3 protein-coding genes are annotated in these 5793 nt (G+C 37.0%); all 3 read right to left on the bottom strand.

The window, feature by feature from the left end:
• The coding region (locus COD92_RS27145) for an alpha-L-rhamnosidase N-terminal domain-containing protein (protein WP_176541458.1) at positions 1-750 on the bottom strand (750 nt) is incomplete at its 3' end.
• A gap of 490 nt (positions 751-1240) precedes the next feature.
• On the bottom strand, positions 1241-3448 hold the full coding sequence (bglX, locus tag COD92_RS27150; protein ID WP_098533437.1) for a beta-glucosidase BglX: 2208 nt from the start codon (positions 3446-3448) through the stop codon (positions 1241-1243).
• Between the two features lie 929 nt (positions 3449-4377).
• Positions 4378-5793, bottom strand: a 1416-nt coding sequence (locus COD92_RS27155; protein WP_303745813.1) for an alpha-L-rhamnosidase-related protein, incomplete at its 5' end; no start/stop codon positions are given.

Here is a 5793-nt window from a genome sequence, read left to right on the forward strand (position 1 = left end):
ACGGATCTTTCCAGTTGTCACCTTCCAGCTTTCATCGGTTTTAATGATTTCTTTTGTTCCATCAGAATAAGTAATATGAAACTCAGCTAAAGCAGCGACACGGTCTCCATAAATATTTGGTGTCATAGCAAAGCCAAAGATCCCTTTATACCAGCCGTTTCCAACTGTTATTTCAATCTTATTTTGCTTTTGGAGCATTTTATCTGCTTGATAGGTCTGGTATTGCAGTCGTTTTTTATAATTGGTCCAACCCGGTGCAAAAAAAGTGTCTCCCACTTTTTCTCCATTAATTTTAATTTCATATACTCCTAAAGCAGTAGCATAAACTCGGACTTTCGCAATCTCTTTTTCGACCTCAAATTCCTTGACAAAAACAGGACATGCCGTTTCTTCAGATGGGAATTCATGTGTAATAAATTCAGCACTAAAGTTTGTTCCATTTAATAATCCTGTTTCAAAACTTCCTTGTACCAATGCCTGATTTCCTTTGTTATCCCAAACCTCAACCGTAACCTCGTACAAGGTAGAGGCTTCAAGGTGAAGTCCCTCATAACTAATTAGTACAGAGTCGCTACTATCCCTTTTGCCGGTTTCCCAAACTACCTTTCCCTCTTCTGTTACTATAATTTGATAAGCAGTCTGTAAAACATTCTCCTCTTGTGAAACCAATTTCCAGGAAAAACGCGGTTTACTAACATCTATTCCAACTGGATTCTCTTGGTATTCTATACGAAAATCTTTTAAGATCATATAATCACAACCCATTTTATAAATTATTTTTCATTTATTCTTAAGTCTTTATCCAATTAACTAAATACGCAATTTTTGCCTCAATTTGGCTATTTATACTTATTTTTTTAATTCTCTTAGATTTCCTCCTTTGTGTGAAACTTATAATTTAATTTTATTTTGTTTGGAAGCGTTTTTGTATCAAGATTTATACAAAAATAGTAATATATGAATCTTTTAATTAAATTAATTTAGCAATAGAAATTTATTTAAAGAATATCACTAGGTATCAATAAAAAAGAGAACATTTTAGAAATCAATCCAAATGTTCTCTTTCGTGTTGACTTTACTATTAATTAATTTTTTTGCTTTTTCTATCCTCTAACTCTTTTACAATCTGCGGATATTTCCCATCTAAATCATACTTTTGAAGAAGCACATAAGTGATGACTTGCAAAGCAAATGGAAGATATATAGTTAGTACTAAACGACAAATAGCTGGTTCTCTTTATTACCCTACTAATTCAAAAGTTGCTACTTTCAAATCTTTTGAGTTAGTTCCTATATAAACTTTAAACTCCCCTTCCTCAGCTCTGAAGTCTAAATCAGAGGTGTAATATTTCAAATCGTTTTCTGTTATGGTAAATGTTACTTTCGTGCTTTCACCTGGATTCAAGTATATCTTTTTAAATCCTTTTAGTTCTTTAACAGGACGTACAACACTCCCGTATAGATCTTGAATATAAAGTTGTACGACTTCCTCACCTGAATTACCGCCTGTATTGGTGACAATAATACTTGCATTGATTTGATCTTCTTTAGCCATTGTTGTCTTATCCAAATAAATATCGGAATAGGTAAAGGTCGTATAACTCAATCCGTAACCAAATGGATAAAGTGGTTCATTTGGACCGTCTAGATACTTTGATATATATTTCTCATTTTGATTTTTCTTTGTTAATGGTCTGCCAGTTTTATAGTGATTGTAATAAACAGGTACCTGTCCAGTTTTGTATGGAAAACCCATTGTTAGCTTTCCAGAAGGATTATAATCCCCAAATAGTACATCGGCAATCGCATGACCTGCTTCTGACCCTAAGAACCAAGTTTCAACAATAGCATCAACGTTTTCATTGAACCAATCTAGAACTAATGGGCGTCCATTTGTCAAAACAAGGACAGTAGGCTTGCCCAATTTGACAACTTCCTCTGCTAATCTTCGTTGAACTTCAGGAAGTTCAATGTCCATTCTTGAAGCCGCCTCACCTGACATTTCACTGTTTTCGCCTAAAGCAAGTAGCACAATATCAGCTTGTTTTGCCTGCAGAAGTGCTTCCTCGTAACCTCCATCTATTTCACCATCAACTTTACTTCCCTCTGCATAAAATAGATTGTTCTTGTTGACAGCTTTTTCTTTTAAACCTTCCAATAAAGTCACTGTTTTATCACCGTACCTAGAAAATTGCCAAGGACCTAATAAATCTTTGCTGTTAGCAAACGGTCCGATTACCGCAATCTTAGGGTTTTGTTTATCTAAAGGAAGAACTCTATTATTCTTTAATAGGACAATGGACTTTTTAGCAAGTTCTCGGCTTTCTTTGAGATGCTTCTGACAAAAATGATATTCCTCTTCTTTGTCTGGTCTAATATAACGGAAAGGATCGTCCATAATCCCTATCTTAAATTTATAGGTAAGAATCCTTTTTACGGCTTCGTCTAATTGACTTTCTTGAAGCCTTCCTTCTTCAATAAGTCCAGGAATAACCTTTGAATAAGTAGTAGTGACCATTTCAATATCCATGGAGGCATCAACAGCCATTTTAGCCGCATCTTTTTGATCCCTAGCAGCGCCATGAATGGCAATTTCGTCAACAGCTCCATAGTCGGAAATCAAAATACCGTTAAAACCAAGTTCATTCCGCAACAAATCCTTCAATATAGCTTTGTTCCCTGCAACTGGGATTCCCTGATAAACATTGAACGAATTCATTACTGAACCTGCCCCAGCCTCGATTCCTGCTTTAAAAGGCGGTAGAAAGACGTTTCTTAATGTGCCTTCAGATATGTCCACTGTGTTATAGTCCCGTCCACCTTCTGCAGCACCATAAGCAATAAAGTGTTTCAAACATGCGATGATCGTTTCTTCACTTATTAAGCTATCTCCTTGGAATCCCTCAACCTGAGCTTTTGCAATTAATGATCCCAAGTATGGGTCTTCACCAGCACCTTCTACCACTCTTCCCCATCTGGCGTCTCGTGTTACGTCCACCATGGGCCCATGATTGTACGTAATGCCAGATGCGGACGCCTCCTTTGCAGCAATAGCGCATGCTCTTTTGATTCCTTCAATATCCCAGCTACAGGACCAAGCCAGCGGGACAGGAAAAACAGTTTGATGACCATGTATAATGTCACCGTTAAAAAGTAATGGAATCGCTAAACGTGATTGTTCTACAGCAATTTTTTGCAACTCAAAAACTCGATTAATATCAAAAGCACCTAAAATCGAACCAGCTTTTCCCTCAGCTACTAACTTTTCCGCAGGCTCAGACTCGACATCTCCTCCGAAAGAGAAATTAGATGCCAAACACTGGCTCATTTGACCAATTTTCTCGCGGACGGTCATGTTTTTCACAAGTCGATCCACTTCTTGTTGAATTTCCTCCTCTGTCCGTTCGACAATGGAATTAGACTTTCGGTGATTTTTTACTTCGTTCATTAATGCTTGAGCTAAAGATATCCCCTCTCCCTTTTGCCCTTCAATTGGTAGAATGCCAAAAGGTTGAAGATTAATCGAACCATTAAAAGAGTCTTCTTCAAAGGTAAGAGTAATCTCTGCAACACCTTCTGATAAAAGAATGTACTTTCCTTTAGCTCGAAGCTGTTCTCCTTCAACGATTACGGATTCAAATTGAATGTTTAACTGAGTAGGCTCTTTAACGCTGAAAGTATATTGTTCTTTTTTTCAATAATAAAAACAAATTTCATTTTTGCAAATGGGGTTTGTAATATTGCATTCCAGGTACCTAGCATTTCCTAACTCCTATCCTATTTGAAATAAATTTAAAACCGAAGCGGTTTAGTTTTAATAAAAGGTAACTTTTAGATTTTATATTACTTCTAGTTTGATCTTTTAATTCAATTGCTCCTTTTTTTCAAATGACATTTCTAGAACTGTTAGGACGGCAATTGAGCCCACTATCCTAAGTATGCCGAGGATAAAAAACGCTGCCTCATACCCGCCTAGTCCAAGAAATAACGGCATTATCGCTGGAACAATAAATTAGGAAAATTGTTCCCAATATTCAATATACCAAGATTCTTTGCAGCATCTTCCTGGTTTGGAAGAACTCGTGTTAGAAGAACCATATCTATTCAAAAAAAGACACCTGTGCAAATGGCTGAAACGATATCTAAAATTAGATAGATTGTAAAATTGGAGGTAAAAACCCTAGTAAATCAAAGCCGTTCTCATTAAAATACCCGCTCCGATAACAAATGGTTTCAGGCGTTTGAAAAAGTTGGATACAAACCCTCCAACTATACTAAATAGAAAAGATAATAGTGTACCAATTGACGTTAGAAGCGCCATTTTCCTTTTGCTACAACATATCGACCAACAATCAACAATCTGTTTGATAATCTTTTTTATTTTGTCAAAACTTCATTCTGTCTATTGTTAAGGGTGTCAATAACTTTTTTAAACAACTGCACCGTTTCATCACCTGGTGCGTTGGCTAATATCTCAATAATCGATAACTGATATGCAAACTGAATAGCTGGATTGTTCATTAAATCCGGCGCATACTGATTTAAAATTTGTACTGCCAGAGGCTCATCAAGAATTTCCTTCAGCGTCGAATCAAATGTAAACCGTTCTTTTTCTAAATTAGTTTCTGTCGCGTACTCATACTTATAGGTTCCGGAACCTAATTCAATTGGTTCTTCTTTCTCTGGAAGGTATAACACTGCGGTCGTATTTGCAGGAATCTCAACTTTTATCTTGATCCATTTATCCTGGCAAACCCAAGCACTTTTTATTTCGCCGTAAACAGAATTAAATGTTGCTTCCACTGAAGTAATTCCTTTAATAAACTGTGGCTTTATCAGGATTCTCTTGTACCCTGGTTCCAATTGGTTGATACCGGCAAGTTTTCGGTACATCCAGTCGCCGATTGAACCGTAAGCATAGTGGTTTAAGGAATTCATTCCAGAGGTATCAAAATCTCCATTTGGTAAAATCGAATTCCAGCGCTCCCATATTGTTGTAGCCCCTTTTTTCACAGAATAAAGCCACGATGGATAATCCTCTCTTAAGAATAGAATTCCCGCTAGATCATGAAGAGTATTTTCCGTCAAAGTATGGCATAAATACGGAGTTCCAACAAAGCCGGTAGAAAGGTGGTTTTTATGGTTTGCAATATTGGTTGCCAAGGATTTTAGAATTCTATCGCGATACTTTTCTTCTGCCAAATCAAAATAAAGCGCTAATATACAGCCTGTCTGTGTTTCACTCAAAATTCTTCCAGTAGAAGTAATATATTCTTCATTAAATGCCTTTTTAATTTCCCCATATAGTTCATCGTACTTATCGGCATCTTCTGTATAATTTAGAAGTCTTGACGTTTTTCTCACGATATCTGTTGAATATGCATAGTAGGCATTTGCGACTAAGTGTTTATCAGTGGCTCCTGAAAAGTCTGCACTTTCTTCTTTGTCTAATGCCAGCCAGTCTCCATACTGAAAGCCGGTCTGCCATAGTCCGTTACTACCGCAGCGTGATTTGATAAAATCAACCCAGCCCTTCATACTTTCATATTGTTCTTCCAAAATCCTCTTATCCCCATATGTCTGATAAATGACCCAAGGAATAATGACTGCGGCATCACTCCAGGCAGCCGCACCTTCCTGTTGTACTAAAATATTCGGAATAACATGAGGAACACCAAATTCTGCTGTCTGTTCCGATGCTAAATCATGCAGCCATTTAGTAAAGAACAAAGCTACATTTCGATTATAGGCAGCAGTTCCTGCGAACACCTGAGCATCACCTGTCCAGCCAAG

Source organism: Bacillus sp. AFS037270 (genome assembly GCF_002585305.1).